This is a genomic window from Mycolicibacterium sp. TUM20985 (assembly GCF_030295745.1).
Taxonomy (GTDB): Bacteria; Actinomycetota; Actinomycetes; order Mycobacteriales; family Mycobacteriaceae; genus Mycobacterium.
Genome location: NZ_AP027291.1, coordinates 3,093,534 through 3,112,811, shown reverse-complemented (window position 1 = coordinate 3,112,811; position 19,278 = coordinate 3,093,534). Strand labels below are relative to the sequence as shown.

At 66.5% G+C, this 19,278-nt stretch carries 16 protein-coding genes; 9 read left to right on the top strand and 7 right to left on the bottom strand.

What is annotated here, in order from left to right; translation table 11 throughout:
- Nucleotides 1-14 precede the first annotated feature (14 nt).
- Both pyk and QUE68_RS15260 read left to right on the top strand, forming a co-directional pair.
- Nucleotides 15-1,433, top strand: a complete 1,419-nt coding sequence (pyk, locus tag QUE68_RS15265; RefSeq protein WP_284226894.1) for a pyruvate kinase — start codon at nucleotides 15-17, stop codon at nucleotides 1,431-1,433.
- Nucleotides 1,430-2,305: an acyl-CoA thioesterase II gene (locus QUE68_RS15260; RefSeq protein WP_286275836.1), complete on the top strand. Its 876-nt coding sequence runs from the start codon at nucleotides 1,430-1,432 to the stop codon at nucleotides 2,303-2,305. The genes pyk and QUE68_RS15260 overlap by 4 nt, the downstream gene beginning before the upstream one ends.
- Here the strand turns inward: QUE68_RS15260 and QUE68_RS15255 are convergent.
- The 6 genes from QUE68_RS15255 to QUE68_RS15230 form a co-directional block, all read right to left on the bottom strand.
- On the bottom strand, nucleotides 2,271-2,669 hold the full coding sequence (locus QUE68_RS15255) for a DUF4190 domain-containing protein (RefSeq protein ID WP_284226893.1): 399 nt from the start codon (nucleotides 2,667-2,669) through the stop codon (nucleotides 2,271-2,273). The two genes, QUE68_RS15260 and QUE68_RS15255, sit on opposite strands and share 35 nt — an antisense overlap.
- Complete coding sequence (locus QUE68_RS15250; protein WP_286274105.1) at nucleotides 2,666-4,195, bottom strand: ATP-binding cassette domain-containing protein; 1,530 nt, start codon at nucleotides 4,193-4,195, stop codon at nucleotides 2,666-2,668. The genes QUE68_RS15255 and QUE68_RS15250 overlap by 4 nt, the downstream gene beginning before the upstream one ends.
- A complete protein-coding gene (gene cydD, locus QUE68_RS15245; protein ID WP_286275835.1) occupies nucleotides 4,173-5,771 on the bottom strand; it encodes a thiol reductant ABC exporter subunit CydD in 1,599 nt (532 codons plus the stop codon). The genes QUE68_RS15250 and cydD overlap by 23 nt, the downstream gene beginning before the upstream one ends.
- Nucleotides 5,771-6,808, bottom strand: a complete 1,038-nt coding sequence (gene cydB, locus QUE68_RS15240) for a cytochrome d ubiquinol oxidase subunit II (RefSeq protein WP_286274103.1) — start codon at nucleotides 6,806-6,808, stop codon at nucleotides 5,771-5,773. The genes cydD and cydB overlap by 1 nt, the downstream gene beginning before the upstream one ends.
- A gap of 10 nt (nucleotides 6,809-6,818) precedes the next feature.
- Nucleotides 6,819-8,264, bottom strand: a complete 1,446-nt coding sequence (locus tag QUE68_RS15235) for a cytochrome ubiquinol oxidase subunit I (protein WP_286274102.1) — start codon at nucleotides 8,262-8,264, stop codon at nucleotides 6,819-6,821.
- 78 nt (nucleotides 8,265-8,342) lie between these two features.
- Nucleotides 8,343-8,975 carry an HdeD family acid-resistance protein gene (locus QUE68_RS15230; protein WP_454786264.1) on the bottom strand — a complete coding sequence of 211 codons (633 nt, stop codon included), beginning with the start codon at nucleotides 8,973-8,975 and terminating at the stop codon, nucleotides 8,343-8,345.
- Nucleotides 8,976-9,237: 262 nt separating this feature from the next.
- Here QUE68_RS15230 and QUE68_RS15225 point away from each other — a divergent pair, with 262 nt between their 5' ends.
- Genes QUE68_RS15225 through QUE68_RS15200 form a run of 6 tightly spaced genes read left to right on the top strand, consistent with a single transcriptional unit; the run spans nucleotide 9,238 to nucleotide 15,353 of the window.
- The gene (locus QUE68_RS15225) at nucleotides 9,238-10,080 is read left to right on the top strand and encodes an ABC transporter substrate-binding protein (protein WP_284230958.1); all 843 of its coding nucleotides are present in this window, start codon (nucleotides 9,238-9,240) and stop codon (nucleotides 10,078-10,080) included.
- Nucleotides 10,081-10,095: 15 nt separating this feature from the next.
- Nucleotides 10,096-11,034: an amino acid ABC transporter permease gene (locus tag QUE68_RS15220; RefSeq protein ID WP_284226888.1), complete on the top strand. Its 939-nt coding sequence runs from the start codon at nucleotides 10,096-10,098 to the stop codon at nucleotides 11,032-11,034.
- Nucleotides 11,031-11,816, top strand: coding sequence for an amino acid ABC transporter ATP-binding protein (locus QUE68_RS15215; protein WP_284226887.1), 786 nt, complete (start codon nucleotides 11,031-11,033; stop codon nucleotides 11,814-11,816). The genes QUE68_RS15220 and QUE68_RS15215 overlap by 4 nt, the downstream gene beginning before the upstream one ends.
- 7 nt (nucleotides 11,817-11,823) lie before the next feature.
- On the top strand, nucleotides 11,824-12,957 hold the full coding sequence (macS, locus tag QUE68_RS15210; protein ID WP_284235926.1) for a MacS family sensor histidine kinase: 1,134 nt from the start codon (nucleotides 11,824-11,826) through the stop codon (nucleotides 12,955-12,957).
- Nucleotides 12,957-13,589 carry a LuxR C-terminal-related transcriptional regulator gene (locus QUE68_RS15205; protein WP_284230956.1) on the top strand — a complete coding sequence of 211 codons (633 nt, stop codon included), beginning with the start codon at nucleotides 12,957-12,959 and terminating at the stop codon, nucleotides 13,587-13,589. The genes macS and QUE68_RS15205 overlap by 1 nt, the downstream gene beginning before the upstream one ends.
- Nucleotides 13,590-13,640: 51 nt before the next feature.
- The gene (locus QUE68_RS15200; protein ID WP_286274101.1) at nucleotides 13,641-15,353 is read left to right on the top strand and encodes a DUF2339 domain-containing protein; all 1,713 of its coding nucleotides are present in this window, start codon (nucleotides 13,641-13,643) and stop codon (nucleotides 15,351-15,353) included.
- On the opposite strand, the gene QUE68_RS15195 is transcribed toward QUE68_RS15200, so the two are convergent.
- Nucleotides 15,350-16,636, bottom strand: coding sequence for an adenylate/guanylate cyclase domain-containing protein (locus QUE68_RS15195; protein ID WP_454786263.1), 1,287 nt, complete (start codon nucleotides 16,634-16,636; stop codon nucleotides 15,350-15,352). The genes QUE68_RS15200 and QUE68_RS15195 overlap by 4 nt on opposite strands.
- Nucleotides 16,637-17,081: 445 nt before the next feature.
- Between QUE68_RS15195 and QUE68_RS15190 the strand changes: the two genes are divergently transcribed.
- Nucleotides 17,082-19,097, top strand: a complete 2,016-nt coding sequence (locus tag QUE68_RS15190) for a cellulase family glycosylhydrolase (RefSeq protein WP_286274100.1) — start codon at nucleotides 17,082-17,084, stop codon at nucleotides 19,095-19,097.
- The last annotated feature ends 181 nt before the right edge of the window (nucleotides 19,098-19,278 follow it).

Sequence of the window (19,278 nt, the reverse complement as noted above, 5' to 3'; positions counted from 1 at the left end):
TATGCTGAGTCAACGTGACTAGACGCGGAAAGATCGTCTGTACGTTGGGCCCGGCCTCGTCCTCGGACGAGCAGATCAGGTCGCTCGTCGAAGTGGGCATGGACGTCGCGCGGCTGAATTTCAGCCACGGCGACCACGCTGACCACGAAATCGCTTACAAGAGGGTCCGCGCGGCCTCCGATCAGACGGGGCGCGCCGTCGGCATCCTCGCCGATCTGCAGGGACCCAAGATCCGGCTCGGCCGGTTTGCGGACGGACCCACCTACTGGACCGCGGGTGAGACGGTGCGCATCACCGTCGACGACATCGAGGGCACTCACGATCGGGTGTCGACGACGTACAAGGAGCTGGCCAAGGACGCGGCCGTGGGCGACCGCCTCCTCGTCGACGACGGCAACATCGGTCTCACGGTCAGCGAGATCGACGGCAACGACGTCGTCTGCATCGTCACCGAGGGCGGCAAGGTCAGCAACAACAAGGGTCTCTCGCTGCCCGGGATGAACGTCTCGGTGCCCGCGATGTCCGAGAAGGACATCGAGGACCTCCGGTTCGCCATGAGCCTGGGCGTCGACCTGATCGCGCTGTCGTTCGTGCGCTCGCCCGCCGATATCGAGCTCGTCCACGACGTGATGGACGAGATGGGTCGCCGAGTCCCCGTGATCGCCAAGCTGGAGAAGCCCGAGGCGGTCGAGAACCTCGAGGCCATCGTGCTGGCGTTCGACGCGATCATGGTGGCCCGCGGCGACCTCGGCGTCGAGCTTCCGCTGGAAGAAGTGCCGCTGGTGCAGAAGCGTGCCATTCAGATGGCTCGGGAGAATGCGAAGCCGGTCATCGTCGCTACGCAGATGCTCGAGTCGATGATCGAGAACTCCCGACCGACCCGCGCCGAGGCCTCCGACGTCGCCAACGCGGTGCTGGACGGCGCCGACGCGGTCATGTTGTCGGGTGAGACCTCGGTGGGCAAGTATCCGCTCGAGGCGGTGAAGACGATGGCCCGCATCATCACCGCGGTCGAGGAGAACTCGACGGCCGCCCCGCCGCTGACCCACGTGCCGCGGACCAAGCGAGGGGTCATCTCCTACGCCGCCCGCGACATCGGTGAGCGGCTGGACGCCAAGGCGCTGGTCGCCTTCACCCAGTCCGGTGACACGCTCAAGCGCCTCGCCCGGCTGCACACCCCGCTGCCGCTGCTGGCGTTCACGCCGCTGCCGGAGGTCCGAAGCCAGCTCGCGCTGACCTGGGGTACGGAGACGTTCATCGTCCCCTTCATGGAGACGACCGACGGAATGATCCGCCAAGTCGACGAGTCGCTGTTGGCGCTCGGGCGGTACAAGCGCGGTGACTTGGTGGTCATCGTCGCGGGCGCACCTCCGGGCACCGTCGGCACGACGAACATGATTCACGTGCATCGGATCGGCGAGGACGACCACTGAGCTCCTCGGACCTCGAGGAGCTACTGGGGATACTCGACCTCAGTCGCGTCGACGACGACACCTTCACCGGATCGCACCCGAGCAAGAATCCGATCCGGACGTTCGGTGGGCAGATGATGGCCCAGGCCTTCGTTGCGGCGAGTCGGACCTTGCGGCACCAATTGCCGCCGAGCGCGTTGTCGGTGCACTTCATCGCCGGCGGTGATCCCGATCGCGATCTCGAGTTCCACGTGGTGCGACTGCGCGACGAACGTCGGTTCGCCAACCGGCGGGTCGACGTCAGGCAGGGTGACGTCCTGCTGGCGACGGCTCTGGTGTCGCACCTGGCGGGGGGTCGCGGGCTCGAACACGGCGTCACGGCACCCGACGTTCCCGAACCACTTTCGGTGCCGCGCATCGAAGATCTCTTGATCGGCTACGAGGAGACGGTGCCGCTGTTCGTGGCGGCGCTCAAGCCGATCGAGTGGCGCTACACCAACGATCCGGCGTGGGTGATGCGGGACAAGGGCGAACGACTGACCCACAACCGGGTGTGGCTGACGGCCAGGGGACAGATGCCCGACGATCCGGTGATCCACGCCGCGGCGCTGGTGTACTCCTCGGACACGACCGTGCTCGACTCGATCATCACCACCCACGGTCTGTCGTGGGGCTTCGACCGCATCTTCGCCGTGACGATGAACCACTCGGTGTGGTTTCACCGCCCCATCCGATTCGATGACTGGGTGCTGTACTCGACGACGTCACCGGCGGCCGCCGAGTCACGCGGGTTGGGCCACGGACACTTCTTCGACCGCGATGGCCTGGTACTGGCCACCGTCGTTCAGGAGGGGATCGTCAAGCACTTTCCCGCGTCGGACGCGGGGGGCTGAAGCCGAAACGGTCCTGGATGTCGTCCATCCACGTATCGGTGCAGGCCTGCACGGCGCGCTGATCGTTTCCCGCCTTCACCGCGCAGTCTAGGTATTGGTCGCCGCCAGAATCGCGCCAGACGAACGCCCAGACTACGGCGAACGCCACCGACGCGGCGATCGCCACGAGCCCCAATGCCGTTCCAGCCGTGGCGATTGCGCCGTTGTTCGCCTCACCGCGAGCTGCGCGCCCGCGGCCCAGGACACCCAGGACTACCGCCACCACACCGCAGATGATGCCGGCGATCACCGACCAGCACAGGCCGAGACCGGCGATCGCGACGACGAGCGCCGCGGTGCCCGTTCCGTTCCTGAGGCTGGTCATGTCTGCCGAGGGTAGATCACGGGGCAGGTCACACCGCGGGGCAGGTGATGGGTGGCGACGACGACGGTGCGCCCGGCGGGGAAGAGCGCGCCGGGTGTCAGGACGTCACGCAAGATGCGCTCGGCATCGGCGGCGTCGAGGTGTTCGGTCGGCTCGTCGAGCAGCAGGACGGGAAGGTCGCAGAGGACGGCGCGGGCGAGCAACAGCCGGCGTCGCTGCCCCGCGGAGACCGCCGCGGCGCCGCCGGTGAGCATGGTGGCCAACCCGTCGGGCAGATCGTCCAGCCAGTCGCCGAGCCCGACGGCGTGCAGGGCGGCCACGAGCTCGCGATCGTCGGCGTCCCCGCGGGCGACGAGCAGGTTGTCGCGCACCGTGGTGTCGAACAGGTGCGCGTCCTCGGGGAAGAAGCCTGCGCTCAGGGGGTCTTGGTGATCGGCGGCCAGTGCCATCAGCGTCGTCGTCTTGCCGCATCCGCTGTCACCGACGATGGCGAGCCGCCCGCCCTCGGCGACGACGGGCACCTCCACCCGGGGGCGGAGTCGGGACTCCGGCGCCGGCGCGGTCAGGGCGAGCAGCTGCAGCGTGGCGATCCGTCCTCGGACGAGCTGGAGCGCGGCCGCGGGAAGTGCGGTGGTGGCCTCGAACGCCGCCAGTGGCAAAAGGACCAGGATCGCCAGCGTGGTCGGTGTGACCACCGGCGCCAGTGCGATCCCGACGATCACGGTGCCGAGTACGGCGGCGCCCATCGCCGCCACCGGGGTGGCGGCACCGAACGCCGCGGGCCGGGCGGCGCGGTCGGCGGCGGCTCCCCACTCGTGTTGTCTCCGTGCGGCGACGGCGATGACCTCGTCGAGACGTCCCGCCACGCGCAGCTCCGACGCATGCTCGAGCGCGAGCAGGGCCGACGAGTCCCTCGCCGAATGATGCACGGCCGCAACTTCTTCGGCAGCGGCGGCGGCACGGGCGGCCAACCATGGTGCCACCACGCCGGCGATGAACAGGCACAGCGCGAGGATGGCGGCGGCGGGGGGAGAGATGACGGCGATCACGGCGACGGCTGCCGTCGACAGAATGGCGGCCACGGCGACGGGCAGCACGGCACGCACCAGCACGTCGGACAACTCGTCGACCGAGGCGCCGACGCGGGAGGCGATGTCCCCCTGCGACAATCGCATCACGACGTCGGCGGGCGCTTGGGCGAGGGTCCGGTACAGCCGCGCCCGCGTCGCCCCCGCCGCGCGCAGTGCGGTGTCGTGTGAGGCGAGCCGTTCGCAGTAGCCGAGCACACCCCGCGAGATGCCGAGGGCACGCACGGCCACGACCGCGACGCTGAGGTCGAGTATCGGGGGCATCTGCCACGCCTTGGCGATCAGCCACGCCGACACACCCGCGAGGGTCAGTGCGCTGCCGAGGGCCAATACGCCGAACGCCACGGCGATGGCCAGCCTGGGCAGGCGGGGACGCAACAGGGTCAGACCGGCGATCAGTGGCCCGGCGCGACGCTCAGAGGCTGACAGCGACCTCACCCCCGACCTCGACGATGTGATCGCCGATGGCGCGGACCGCCGCGCGATGACCGACGACGAGCACCGCAGCTCCCTGCTGCGCAACGTCCCGGATGGACTGCAACACCAATGCTTCTCGCACCTCGTCCAGATGGGCCGTCGGTTCGTCGAGCAGCATGATCGGCCGCCCGGAGCCGAGGACGCGGGTGAGGGCCAGCCGCTGCAGTTGGCCCAGCGACAGACCGCTGCCGTTCCGCCCGAGCACGGTGTCCAGGCCGTCGGGGAGCGCGGCGAGGACTTCGTCGAAACCGGCTTGGCGACAGGCGCTCTCGAGGTCGTCGAGGGGGTCCAGCAGTTCGAGGTTCTCGCGAACGGTGCCCGGGACGAAGGCGGGCCGCTGGGGCAGCCAGGCGATTCGTTCCCACCACCGTTCGCGCTCGAGGTCCAGGACGTCGACCCCGCCGATCGTCACGCGGCCGGAGGTGGGCGCGACGAGGCCCAGGACGGCGTGCATTGCCGTGGACTTGCCTGCGCCGTTGGGACCGGTGAGGACGGTCACCGTGCCGGGTTCGACCGAGGCGCACAACCGGTGGGGCGCATCGCCGTGGCGACTGGACACGCTGACGCCGTCGAGATGGATGGAGGCGCCGGTGGCGGTCAGGGTTCCGTCGGGAAGCGCGGCGGCGTCGTCGAGCAGGGCGGTGGCCGTCTTCAAGGCCGTCTTGCCGTCTTGGGCCGCGTGGAACTCCGCCCCGACGCGGCGCAGTGGCCAGAAGACCTCGGGGGCCAGCAGTAGCGCGGTGAGGCCCGATGACAGGCCTATCTCGCCGTACACCAACCGAAGCCCGACGCTGACGGCCACCAGCGCGACGCCGAGGGTGGCGAGTAGTTCGAGCACCAGTGAGGACAGGAAGCTGATCCGCAACGTCGCCATGGTCGAACGACGATGCGCCTCAGCGATTTCCGCGATGCGGTGTTCCGGTCCTTCGGCACGGCCGAGCGCACGGAGCGTTGGAATCCCGGAGATCAGGTCGAGCAGTCTCGACAGCAGCGTGGTCATTGCTGCCAGCGACGCCGCGGAACGTTCGGCGGTGACGAGGCCGATGAGCACCATGAACAGCGGAACCAGGGGCAGCGCGACGAGGACGATGACGGCTGCCTGCACGTCGTAGCACGCCATCACTACCCACGCGGCGGGGGTCAGGACGGCCGCTTGGAGCGCAGTGGGCAGATAGCGAGTGTAGTAGGGACGCAAGCCGTCGAGGCCTCGTGTGACGAGCACCGCGGCCCCGTCGCGACGCGCCGCGAGCTCGCGCGGCGGCAGTGCGGAGACACGGGCGAGCAGTCGCCGGTCGAGCTCCGCTATCGCGGCGGTGGCGGCGCGCTGACTCAACCGGGCCTGTGCCCATTGTGCGAGGACGCGAACGGTCCATATTGCCAACAGACTCCACAGCGTCGCGGACCAGTTGGCCAGCGTGCGCGAGTCGGGTTCGGTGATGATGCCCGCCAACAGGTGCGCCAGCAGGACGGCGCCGGCGATGGCTGCGCCCGTGATGACCACGCCGCAGCAGGCCGTCGCCGCGAGGTGGCGCCGCATCATCTGGGTGAGAGGCCGATCGGCGGGGGAATCCGATCAGCCGAGATGCGTTGCCGGAACACCCAATAGGTCCAGGCCTGGTAGCCGATCACCAGCGGCGTGAAGATCAACGCGGCCCACGACATGATCTTCAGGGTGTACGGCGACGACGACGCGTTGCGGACGGTCAGACTCCAGTCCGGGTTCAGCGTCGACGGAATCAGATCCGGGTACAGCGAGCCGAAGAGCAGGACCACGACTGCGGCGACCACGGTCGCGGTGCAGCCGAAGGCCAAGCCCTCACCGCCGCGGCTCCACACCAGCATCACGGCCGTTATCTGCGCGACGACGGCTACGCCCAGCACCAGCCACGTCCAGTCCTTGCCGTACGTGAGTTGGGTCCAGACGCCGAAGCCTGCAACCACGATCGTCACCGGCACCGCGAGGTGTGCCGCAAACGACGCGGCATCGTCATGGACGACACCCTCGGTCTTCAGGGCGATGAAGACAGCGCCGTGGAAGGCGAAGAGCCCGGCGGTAGCTATTCCGCCGAGGAGGACGTAGGCGTCGAGCAGATCGGTGATCGAAAGCTCGATTTGCTTGTCGGCGTTGACCGGTAACCCGTGCACCAGCGCGGCGAACGTGACGCCCCACAGCACGGCAGGCAGCCACGATCCGACCGCGATCGCGCCGTCGGCCCAGGCACGCCACTTCGGATCGTCGATCTTCCCGCGCCACTCGATGGCGCAGATGCGGACGATCATGGCGACCAGGATGGCCAGCAACGGCAGGTACAGCCCCGAGAACAGGGTCGCGTACATCTCGGGGAACGCCGCGAACATGGCGCCACCGGCGGTGATCAACCAGACCTCGTTGCCGTCCCACACGGGACCGATGGTGTTCAGCACGGCGCGTTCGTGTTGTTCACGCTGGCCCGCGGGTGCGCGTCGCCCGAAGAACTTCATGAGCATGCCGACGCCGAAGTCGAAGCCTTCGAGGACCAAGAAGCCGACGAATAACGCCGCCAGTGCGATGAACCAGAAGTCCTGTAATGCCATGTCGCCCTCCTCAGTACGCGAACGACAGTGGTGCGACGTCGTCGCTTCCGGGTGGTGTCGGCGGCGCAGGCTCGGCATCGTGCTCCAGCGGGCCCTCGACGACGTAGCGCCGCATCAGCCAGAACCAGATGCAGGCGAGCGCGGCGTAGAGGGCGGTGAAGACGATCAGCGACGTCAGCACCATGCCCGCGGAGTGATGGGAGACGCCGTCGGCGACGTTGAGGCGGATCAGCTGGTCGCCAGTGGGATTGGGTACCACCACCCAGGGCTGCCGGCCCATCTCGGTGAAGACCCATCCCGCGCTGTTGGCCAGGAACGGCGTCGGAAGGGTCACCAGCGCGAACCAGCTGAACCAACGCTGATCGGGAAGGCGTCCACGTCGGGTCATCCACAGCGCGACCATTGCGAACAGCACTGGGATTGCGAGCAATCCGATCATCGCCCGGAACGACCAGTAGGTGACGAACAGGTTGGGCCGGTAGTCGCCAGGGCCGAACGTGGCCTCGTACGACGTCTGAAGGTCCTTCACTCCCTGCAACGTCACCCCGTCGAACCGTCCTTCGGCGAGGAACGGCAGGACGTAGGGCACCTCGATGAGGTGGTTCACGGCATCGCAGTTGTTGTGCGTGCCAACCGTCAGGATGGAGAAGTCGGGATCAGTCTCGGTGTGGCACAGCGATTCCGCCGAGGCCATCTTCATCGGCTGTTGCTGGAACATCAACTTGCCCTGGGCGTCACCGGTGAGGATGAGTCCGCCCGCCGCGGCAAGCGTGACGAGGCAACCGAGGATGGTCGCGGGCCGGTACATCGTGCGCGCCTCGTCATCGCGTGTCCGCACCAACCACCACGAGCAGACTCCCGCGACGAAGGTGCCCGCGGTGAGGAAGGCGCCGAACACCGCGTGTGAGAACGCCGCGGTCGCAGTGTTGTTGGTGAAGAGCGCGACGATGCTCGTCAGCTCGGCGCGTCCGGTCTCCGGGTTGTAGCGGGCACCCACCGGGTGCTGCATCCACGAGTTGGCCGCGATGATGAAGAACGCCGAGGCGTTGACGGCGATGGCGACGATCCAGATGCACGCCAGGTGGACCAACCGGGGCAACCGAGTCCAGCCGAAGATCCACAGGCCGATGAACGTCGACTCGAAGAAGAAGGCGACCAGACCCTCCATCGCCAATGGAGCACCGAAGACGTCGCCGACGAACCGGGAGTACTCGCTCCAGTTCATCCCGAACTGGAATTCCTGGACGATCCCGGTGGCGACGCCAAGGGCGAAGTTGATCAAGAACAGCTTGCCGAAGAACTTGGTCAGGCGGTACCACGCGTCGTTGCCGGTGACCACCCACACGGTCTGCATGACGGCGATCAGGGGCGCTAGTCCGATGGTCAACGGCACGAAGATGAAGTGGTAGACGGTGGTGATCCCGAATTGCCACCGTGAAACGTCGAGTGCGTCCATGTCCACCATCTCCCCGGGGCTGCCGGATGTTCTACGACATAGTGTAGTAGATATCAGCCCTGCAGGTCGACGACGTGATCAGGAACTCGGTTCTTCGGTCTTCCTCGGCTCCGGGGTGGGCTCGATGGACTCGTGGGTGCTGGGCGTAAGGGCCTCGTGCAGTCGACTGGTGGCCCGCCGAATGGCGATCGCGGAGACGACCTCCATCACGCCGATGACGATCAGCCAGATCCCCACGACGAACGCCAGCGTTCCGATCGAGTCGAACGGGGAGGCCAGAACCACCACGCCGGCAATCAAACTGATGACACCCACGAAGATGTTCCAGCCACGACCCGGGAGGGTCGGATCGCTGATCGCGGACACCGTGGTGGCTACCCCGCGGAAGATGAAGCCGACCCCGATCCAGATGGCGAGCAACAACACTGCGTCGTACAGGTGACGGAAGGCCATGATTGCCAAGATGAGTGACGCGGCACCGCTGATGAACAGCAGCACACGCCCGCCCGCGGACACGTCGAGGCTGAACGCGAAGAAGACCTGCTGAATCCCGGTCAGCAACAGTCCGGCGCCAAAGAAGATGGCAGCGACGGCAATCGAGATCGCGGGCCACGCCACGATGGCGACCCCGAGGACGACGGCCAGCACGCCTGACACGGCGGCGGTCTTCCAAAGGTGTGGCAAGAGCGTTGGGCGAGCTGGCGCGGTCACGCGGGAAGTGTCGCACAAGGACCCGTGGTGGAGGCCCGATTCACCGCGTTGTCGCTTCGGACAGCACAGATCGACGACCGGCGTTAAGTTTCACCTACTACAGCCCGTTCACCCCGCTAAGGTTCCTCACGTCGTCGCCCGTGGTGAATGAAGGCGACCCGATGCAGAAAGAAGAAACAACGTGGTAACTGAACTCCAAGGCCGACGATCGAGCCGAAGCTGGTGGCGTGGCGCTGCCGTGGTGGCCGTATCGGGCGCGCTGATGCTTTCCGGCTGCGCCAAGAACGATGATTCCGCGAGCCCAACGACGGAGACCACTGCGGCCAAGGCCGCCAAGGTCGACGACATCGCCAACACCGTGCCCGAGGAGATCAAGTCCTCCGGCAAGCTGATCGTCGGCGTCAACGTGCCCTACACGCCCAACGAGTTCAAGGATTCGAGCGGCAAGATCATCGGGTTCGACGTGGACCTCATGAACGCGATCGCGTCCACCCTCGGACTGACGGCCGAGTACCGCGAGGCGGACTTCTCCAAGATCATCCCGTCGATTCAGGGCGGCACGTTCAACGTGGGCATGTCATCGTTCACCGACACCAAGGAACGTGAGCAGACCGTCGACTTCGTCACGTACTTCTCGGCCGGCTCGCTGTGGGCCAAGCCGCAAGGTTCGGACATCGACCCCAACGATGCCTGCGGCAAGAAGGTCGCGGTGCAGTCCACGACCACCCAGGAAGTCGACGAACTTCCCGCCAAGAGCAAGGCCTGCACCGACGCGGGCAAGCCCGCGATCGACATCGTCAAGTTCGACGGCCAGGACCAAGCCACCAACGCCGTCGTCCTCGGCCAGGCAGACGCCATGTCGGCAGACTCCCCGGTGACGCTGTATGCGATCAAGCAGAGCAACGGCAAGCTCGAGCAGGCCGGTGAAACCTTCGACTCGGCGCCCTACGGTTGGCCCGTGGCGAAGGGTTCCCCGCTGGCGGCATCGCTGCAGAAGGCCCTCGAGCATCTGATCGAGACCGGTGACTACAAGACCATCGCCACGAACTGGGGTGTCGAGGCGGGCATGATCGACAAGCCCGTCATCAATGGTGCAACGAGCTGATAGTCGGAATCAGCAATGACTGATGACGTTCGCGTTCAGCTGAAGCCACCCGATAGCTCAGCCGTCATCGATGCCGTCCCGATGCGGCACCCTTGGCGGTGGGTGACGGCGATCGTCATCGTCATTCTCGTCGCGCTGTTCCTCTACGGCGCGGCGACGAACGAGGCGTACGGCTGGGGCACCTTCGGCAAGTACGTCTTCGACGAACGGATCTTCTCGGGGGTGGTGGTCACCCTCGAATTGACCGTGTTGTCGATGATCCTGGCCATCGTGCTGGCCGTGCTGTTGGCGGTCATGCGACTGTCACCCAATCCGATCTTCCGCTCGGTGTCGTGGGTGTACCTGTGGATCTTTCGAGGCACCCCGGTCTACGTCCAACTGGTGTTCTGGGGCTTGTTTCCGACCATCTACCGAAACATTCAGCTGGGCATTCCGTTCGGGCCGACGTTCTTCACCTTCAACATCCAGAACCTGTCGCTGTACTTCCTCCTGGCCGTCATCGGGCTGGGTTTGAACGAGGCGGCATATCTTGCGGAGATCATCCGGGCCGGCATCAGCTCGGTTCCGGAAGGACAGTCGGAGGCCTCCACCGCGCTGGGCATGTCGTGGATCATGACCATGCGGCGCACCGTGTTGCCCCAGGCGATGCGGGTGATCATCCCGCCGACCGGCAATGAGTTCATCGGCCAGCTCAAGACCACCTCACTGGTGGCCGCAGTGCCCTTCACCTTCGACCTGTTCGGGCGTCAGCGCGACATCTCGGCGGTGCTGTTTCAACCGATCCCGCTGCTGCTCGTAGCCGCCGCGTGGTACCTGCTCATCACCAGCATCCTGATGGTGGGGCAGTTCTACCTGGAGCGGTACTTCTCCCGCGGGGTCTCGCGCAAGCTGACCACCAAACAGCTCGAGGCACTGGCCGACGCGCAGACGCTGGGAGAGGTGGGACACACATGACGGCAGTTTCCGATGCGAGCACGACGCCGATGGTCAAGGCGGAGGGCGTCTGCAAGAACTTCGGTGCCCTCAAGGTCCTCAAGGGCGTGACCCTCGAGATCGGCCGCGGTCAGGTGTTGGTGCTCGTCGGGCCGTCGGGATCGGGCAAGTCGACCTTCCTGCGGTGCATCAACCACCTCGAGCAGGTCAACGGTGGTCGCCTATACGTCGACGGCGACCTGATCGGGTACCGCGAGAAGGGGGACAAGCTCTACGAGATGCCTCCGCGGGAGGCGGCCAAGCAACGCCGCGACATTGGGATGGTGTTCCAGCACTTCAACCTGTTCCCGCATCGCACGGCGCTGGCCAACGTCATCGAGGCTCCGATCCAGGTGAAGGGCGTGAAGAAGGCCGAGGCACTCGAGCGTGCCAGGGATCTACTCGAACAGGTCGGGCTCTCCGAGAAGGCGACCGCGTATCCGGCTCAACTGTCCGGCGGTCAGCAGCAGCGCGTCGCGATTGCGCGGGCGCTGGCGATGAATCCAAAGTTGATGCTCTTCGACGAGCCCACCTCGGCGCTCGACCCCGAGCTCGTCGGGGAGGTCCTCGGCGTCATGAAGAAGCTCGCCAGCGAGGGTATGACGATGGTCGTGGTGACCCATGAGATGGGCTTCGCCCGTGAAGTCGCCGATCAGTTGGTGTTCATGGATGCCGGCGTGATCGTCGAGCGCGGCAACCCTCGTGACGTCCTGACCAATCCCCAAGAAGAGCGCACGAAGGCATTCCTGTCCAAGGTGATGTAGGAGCGGCATGCCCCTCGCACCGCCACCCGATCCGGCCGCGCCACTCTGGCGGGCGGCGCAGGTGTACCGGCTGCTGAGTTGTCTCTACGCCTTCGGTTTTCAGATCGCCGTCAACGACGACCTCGAGCGCCCCGCCATCGGCTGGGCCCTCTTCGCGGTGCTGATCGCGTGGAGTATCGCCTGTGCGGCGGCCTACCTCCAGGGCTATGGCAGGCGGCTCGCGTGGGTGGCCGCGGAAGTCGTAGTGGTCGTCGCCCTGATGTTGTCGACCACGGTCGTCGCCTCCGACCATTGGGCGCTGGACAACCAGTCCTGGCCGACCACGCTGTGGGCGACCAACGCGACGATCTCGGCGGCGATCCTGCTTGGGCCCGTGGGCGGCATGGTGATCGGGCTGGTGGTGGTGGCGGCCAGTGCGGTGTTGAAGGGCTACCTCAGCATCGACGTCGGACGCAACGCGACCGTCGTGATCGAGCTCGCCGTCGGCTTGGCCATCGGCATGGCCGCGCAAACGGCTCGGCGCGCCCATGCCGAGCTGCAACGGGCGGCCCGGCTGGCGGCGTCGCTCGAGGAGCGCGAGCGGCTGTCCAGGGAGGTGCACGACGGCGCCATCCAGGTGTTGGCGCTGGTCGCGCGGCGGGGGCATGAAATTGGTGGGGCAACAAGCGAACTCGCGGATCTGGCGGGGCAGCAGGAGCGTGTGCTCAGGCGGTGGGTCAGCGCTGCGGGCACACCCGTGCCGCAGGGCCCCGAGGCCGATCTCGGGCCGATGTTGCGCAATCGCGCAACGGATCGGGTTTCGATCAGCTTGCCGCCCGAACCGGTCCTGCTCCCCGCCGACGTGGCACGCGAAGTCGACGCGGCGGTGGCCAACGCCCTCGACAACGTCGTCGCCCATGCCGGCGCGGACGCGCGGGCCTTCGTCCTGGTCGAGGACCTGGACCACGCGGTGGTGGTCAGCGTGCGCGACGACGGATCGGGAATCGCGACCGGTCGGCTCGACGAAGCCGCCAGGGAGGGCCGGGTAGGGGTGTCGAAATCGATTGTGGGACGGATGAACTGGCTGGGCGGCAGCGCTCGGCTGAGCACTGATGCGGGAAGGGGGACCGAGTGGGAGCTGACCATTCCGCGTTCACCGTGATGGTCGTGGACGACCATCCCATCTGGCGCGACGCCGTCGCCCGTGACCTCGCCGAGGAGGGTTTCACCGTCGTCGCGACGGCTGACGGGGTCGGCTCGGCACGGCGCCGCGCCGCGGTGGTCGAACCCGACGTGGTCGTCATGGACATGCGACTGGCCGACGGCGGCGGCGCAGAGGCCACCGCCGAGGTGCTCACGGTGTCGCCGCGTTCGCGCGTCCTGGTGCTCTCGGCATCCGACGAGCGTGACGACGTATTGGAGGCCGTGAAGGCGGGCGCTACGGGTTATCTCGTGAAGAGCGCATCGAAAGGTGAACTGGCCGAAGCCGTTCGATCGACCGGTGAGGGCCGCGCGGTGTTCACACCCGGGCTTGCGGGTCTGGTCCTCGGGGAGTACCGGCGCATCGCGAGGGTGCCGGGGGGCGACACCGTCCCCAGCCTCACCGAGCGCGAGACCGAGATCCTTCGATACGTCGCCAAGGGTCTCACCGCCAAGCAGATCGCCGAGCGATTGTCCCTAAGTCACCGCACCGTAGAGAACCACGTGCAGGCGACCTTCCGAAAGTTGCAGGTGGCCAACCGCGTCGAATTGACGCGGTACGCGATCGAACACGGCCTCGACGAACAGCAGTGAACGGGTAGTACTACTCATCCGTTCGTGCCCGGATGGTGTCACGATGGCGCCATGACCGATGCGGATCAGGCCCTCATCGCCAGAATGTCCTCCGACTTGGCCGCCATCACGGCGTATGTGGCGAGGGCGTCTGCCGACTTGCAGCAGCTCGAACTGAGCGTGGGGGAGCGACTGCCCCAGCCGATGTTCCTGCCCCAGTCTCAGTTCCAGCCTCAGCCTCAGTTCCAGCCCCCGCCCCAGCCGCCGCGGTCCGAGGGCTGGATCGGCAAGGCACTCGCGGTCGCCGGGGTGTTGGTCACCCTCGTCGGCGTCGCCCTTCTGCTGGTCCTCGCCGCCCAGGCCGGCCTGCTGCGCCCGGAATTCCGGGTGCTGGCGGGCGCGGCTCTGGCCGGCGGATTGGTGGCAGCGGCATGGCGACTTCGGCGTCGGCCGGGTGGCCGGGTGGGCTCGATTGCGTTGGCCGCCACGGGTGTTGCCGCCGCCTACATCGACGTCATCGCGGTCACGACCATCTATCGGTGGGTGTCACCGCCCGCCGGGTTGGTGATCGCGGCGATCGTCGCGGTCTCCGGTCTCCTGTTGGCACGCCGGTGGGACTCCGAGCACTTCGGTCTTCTGGTGCTCGTCCCGATGCTCGGCCTTGGCCCTGTGGTCGCCGATGGCGTCACCCCGCTGCTGGTGGGATTCATGCTGGCGCTGAGCGCCGCCGCGGTGCCGATTCAGGTGGGCAGGGACTGGCTTGGCCTACACGCGGCGCGGATGGCCGTGGCCACGCTGCCGCTGGGCGTCGCCCTGGTCTCGACCAGTTTCGATTCCGCGCGATCACCGTTGCTTGCGATTGCGTGTGTGCTGGCCGGTGCGCTTGCGTTGGGGAGCACGTTGCTCCTGCTGCCGACGGCGACCAACGCGACGGCGATGGCGCTGCTGAGTGCGGCGGGGACCACGCCGGTGTTGGCGGCTGCCCTCGTCGTCGACCGGGTGACGGCTTCCCTGATGGCGGCCGCGCTGGCAACGGTCCTGCTCGGGATCGTGTTCGCCGGATCCCGGCTGCCTTTGGTCGCTGCAGGGGTGCGGATCGTCTGGTCCGTACTGGCCGCTGTGGCGAGCCTCATCGCGGTGACGGTCGCCTTCGACGGTCCGGTGGCGGCACCCGTCCTGCTGGCAATGGCGGTCGTCGTGGCAGTGGGGGGTCGCCGTGACACAGCCGCTCGTTGGTGTGCGCTGGGGTTCGGCGTCGTGGGCGGGCTGTGCCATCTGGCCTACGCGCCCCCGTCGACACTGGTCACGGCCACCGTGCCGGCGTCCTCGATCGCGGTGTCGACGCTCGTCGGCGGCGTGCTGATGACGGCCTGCGCCGTCGTAGTCGGATTCTCGTGGCGCACGGACTGGTCATGGGTGATCGCGGCGGCGGTCGCGCTGTACGGGATCACCACGTTCTCGGTGACGGCCGGCGTACTGATCGGCGGCGCGGCGGACGGTTTCTTCGCCGGGCACGTCGTGGCGACGACCTGCTGGATTGCGTTGGCGGCAGCAGTATTTCGTCATGCCGCGCGGGCGCCGCGGGCGCAACGTTCACTGCCGATCGGCGGCGGGATGGCAATCGTCGCGGCTGCCGTGGTCAAGTTGTTTCTGTTCGACCTCGGGACACTGGACGGCATCTTCCGAGTCGTCGTCTTCATCGTCGTGGGTCTGGCGCTGTTGGGTATGGGGGCGGGCTATGCCCGGCTGCTGGCGCAGCAGGATGACCGCGAGGTACAGCCTTAGGCCCGTCGGCCGACCAGGAACCACGTTCGCATCAGGCCCTTGCCCTTGACGTCGATCTCACCGCGCTCCGCGAAGGTGAACCCGCCCTTCAGGCGCTCGTAGGCGTCGTCGGGCACCTGGATGCGTCCCTCGACGTCGGTCGACTCCATCCGTGAGGCGACGTTGACCGCGTCCCCCCACACGTCGTAGAAGAACTTGCGGGCCCCGACGACGCCTGCCACGACGGGGCCGCTGGCGAGCCCGATGCGCAGCGGGACCGCACGGCCCTGCGCATCGACCAGACCGGCGACCGCCTCGGCCATGTCCAGGGCCAGCGAGGCAAGGGCTTCGAGATGGTCGGTGCGCGGTTCCGGCACGCCGCTGACCACCATGTAGGAGTCTCCGCTGGTCTTGATCTTCTCGAGGCCGTGGCGGTCCACCAGGGCATCGAGATCCGTGTACAGGGCGTCGAGGAAGCGCACCAGTTCCGATGGCGAGGTATCGCTGGCGCGCTTGGTGTAACCGCCGATGTCTGCGAACAGAATCGACGCGTCGTCGTACTTGTCGGCGATGATGCGGTGCGCCGGATCCTTTAGTCGGTCGGCAATCGAGACGGGCAGGATGTTGGTGAGCAGCGACTCGGACCGGCGGTATTCCGACTCCATCGCGGCCTCGGCCCGCGCAGTCTCACGGAGGGCGAACCAGACCGTGGCGAGGACCAACACCCACGCGGCAACGGTATTGACGACGAAACCCAGCGCGAAGGCCCATTCGGGCTGTCTACCGGTGTCGTGGGGGACCAGCCATTCGAGCGCGATGACCGCGCCGGCCCCGAGCACGGCCAGAAAGGCTGCCAGGGCGATGTGGTCGATACCGAGCACCAGCACGGCGATGGCTGCGGCGACGAGGAAGTAGAAGTGCAAGCCAACGCCACTCCCGACGTATAGCGACGAGGCCGTGATCGTGGCGTAGGCCACCACGTAGAACATCACGGGCGGGAGTAGGTCCCCGAAGCGATAGAGGCGCGGAATGAGCAGGAACACGACAGCGCTGACGAGGTTCATGTACCCGAGCCACCACGCGTCCGTGGTGATCACGAATTGTTCGATTCCGAAGAACAGCGTGACGGCAGCAGCGATCCTGGTCGCCACCGAGAGGACGCGCATCTGCCGTGCGGTGTTCTGCTCCCGATGGTGGTCGCGGCCCTGGAGGTGCGCTTCGATGACGACGCTGGGCACACAGTTGGACCGTCGTACGGGCAGCCCGGCGCGTCGCGGTGCGCCGTCCCGCTCGTCAATTGCCACGGGATGAGCCTAACCCGGCATCCAAGGTCGCTTGCTGAGAATATTGTCGATCTTGATAATTAAATGTGTCTGGCACAGTCAAAATGGTTGCCAGGAGCCCAAATGTATTTCCTGTAGCTGTCGACGGTGGAAAACTCGCTATGACCGCAATTGACGTCTTGGGAGTGAAAACAAGCGTTTTCACCTCCCCAAGTGCGGCTAATCATGATCAAGTATCGGTGCCGCGTTTGGCCTGGTTAACAGCGCGGCTACCCCTAAGTGTTTGCTAAAACCTCTACTTTAGGTACAAGAAACCGCAGGTCAGAACCGCGTCTGATCGTTTCTCCGCAAACTTAAGTTTCTGTTCTTCAATTAGTTGGGACAAATTTGCTGGCGCATGAGTAAATGAGGTGAACCGCCTTGACGGTGACGACGATTCGCAAAAGCTGAAAGTAGGAAATCGCCCATGAGGAAGACCGCAAAGGGGATGCTTCGGACGCTTGCCACCCGGACTGTCGTGGCAGCCATACCCGTCGCCATGGTCGGCGCGTATGCGGGCAATCTGCTCGTTCCGACACCACCGCGGATGGCCGAGTACGCGTACCAGCAGGTTGCCGAGATCACGGTCTCACCCGACACGGTCGGGATCGCGGCGTCACCGCTGTACGGCCAGACGAAGGCGCAGATCGATGCTCAGCTCGATCAGATGCAAGCCCTCGGCGTCGAGAACATCCGCGTGTTCGTTCCCTGGGCGCTGCTCGACTTCGCCGGTCCCTCGGCAGCCGGAAGTGCCACCTGGGCGCAACTGGACCTGGTCATGCAGTCGGCGAAGGAACGTGACATGGGTGTGATGGCGGAGATCAACAGCACGCCGCCCTATGCCGTGACAGCGGGCTTCCCCGGTTCGGGCACGCCAGACCCCGCACCCTTCGCGACGTTCATGTCGAAGTTCGTCGCCCAGTATGGAAATGAAGTGTCGGCCTACGAGATCTGGAACGAGCCGAACTCGATTCAGTTCTCGAATCCGATCGATCCGGCCGCCTATGCCGCACTGCTGAAAGCCGCCTACCCGGTCATCAAGTCAGCCGATCCGACGGCCACCGTCGTGGCAGGTGCCGTCGGTCACGTCTTCACCACTGGGTTCACCATGGATCCCGTCGAGTTCGTTCAGGCCATGATCGCGGCAGATCCCACCATTGGGCAGTACTTCGACGCGCTCTCCTATCACCCGTATGACGAGGGCCTCCCGTTCTCCGCCGGGAACGTCGATCCCAACGCCGGTGGGTTCGCCTCCGACACGGCCTATAACCAGGTGAAGGACCTGATGGCGCTCTTCCCGACCAAGAAGGTGTGGATCAGCGAATTCGGCGTACCGACATACAGTTACGTCGACGCGAACGGTGCCATCCAGACGGTCACCCAGGCGCAGCAGGCGGCGTTGATCAAGGACCTGATCGAGTCGTGGGGCTCGCTCGGCCAGGCCGGTCCGATCTTCTTGTACACCGGCCGCGACACCCTCACGGGTGACGGCGTCGCCGACGACAACTACGGGCTGTGGACGACGACCGGAGCGCCGAAGGCGGTCATCGACTTCCTCACGACCTACTTCGCTGCGCACCCACAAAATCCCGGCACCGGCGGCCCAACGGATCCAGGGACCGGGGGCGGGGGTACTCCGACGGATGCGGCGGCGGCACTCGCTGCCGCCTTCCAGGTCCTGGCGCAGCAGATCGCGCAGGCCATTGCGCAGGCCGTGGCTCAGGCCTTCGCGCAGACGTTGGCGCAGCAGATCGCGAATGCCGTCGTCACGGCGATCGCGAACGGGTTGGCCAGCCTGGGCCAACCCCAACCGGTGACCACCGCCGCACCGCTTTCACTGCGCGTTGCGTCGGTGGAGTCAACTGAGGCGGCTGACACGAATGCGACCACTCCGGCAAAGACGGCGGTGACCGCGGACGCCACCACTCCGGTGGCAGCCGAGGCGATCGCTCCGGACGCCGAGCCCATGGCGACGAAGCCGGAAGCAACCACCGCCGCCGTCGTCGAAGCCGTGGTTCCAGAATCCGCGGCCGCCGAACCCGCACCGAGCACCGCGCCGGTGGTCACCCCGCCGGAGGCGGCAAAGCCCGAGGTCACCAAGTCGGAGGTCGCAACGCCCGAGGCGACCAAGCCGGCGTCGACACCCAGTGACACGGGCACCTCGGCCGGGGTCGAGGGCGGCGGCTCGAGCCCCTCCGAGACCCGTGACGATGACAAGGCAAGCGCCCCGAAGCCGGACGATAGGGACAAACCCGCATCCGCCCAATCGGGTTCGGCCGCGGCGGGCAAGGACACGTCGGGCGTACGCAAGTCCGAACAAGGGACGCGACCCTCGAAGGACAAGGGCGACAAGGGTTCTGCCTCAGAAGGCGCTCCGAAGGGCGATCCGGCGCCATCCGCAGCTGCAGCCGGTGCCGTGGGCGCTGGGGCTACGACGGGGTAGTTCCACCTCAGTCTTGATGCGCCTGACCGTCGCGACTCCTGCTCGTTCAGGAGTCGCGGCGGTCCGTGCGTTCAGAGTCTGCTCGATGGTCGAGGCCTTCACCCAACACGTAGCTGCCGGGAGTCTTGACTTGTTTAAAACCGTCAAATGAATTCTTCGCGACAATGGAGTGCCGGTGCGC